General features: G+C 63.6%; 1 protein-coding gene. It reads left to right on the top strand.

What is annotated here, in order from left to right; genetic code table 11:
- A partial coding sequence (locus tag BK660_RS32375) for an HD domain-containing protein (protein ID WP_123436485.1) occupies window positions 1-283 on the top strand: 283 nt, incomplete at both ends.

The raw sequence follows: 283 nt of genomic DNA, 5'->3' as shown, positions 1-283 counted from the left end.
GCCCGGCCGCTGATGTCGGCATCGACGCCGGTGGCCTGCAATTCGTTCTTCAGCTGGCTCATCGACGGCGTGCAGCGCATGGCGGCGATCAGCGACAGCCTGAGCCCGCGTAAATCCCTGGTGCTGGGCACTCAGGGCCAGGTCGAAAACCTGCGCAAGATGCTGGTCGCCATGGTCGACGACGTTCGCGTCGCGCTGATCAAACTGGCTGAACGCACCTGCGCGATTCGAGCGGTGAAAACTGCCGACGACGAAAACCGCAATCGCGTCGCCCGTGAAGTCT

The sequence above is a fragment of the Pseudomonas brassicacearum genome (genome assembly GCF_003732265.1).
GTDB classification, from domain to species: domain Bacteria; phylum Pseudomonadota; class Gammaproteobacteria; order Pseudomonadales; family Pseudomonadaceae; genus Aquipseudomonas; species Aquipseudomonas brassicacearum_D.
This window is presented reverse-complemented; position numbering and strand designations above follow the sequence as displayed.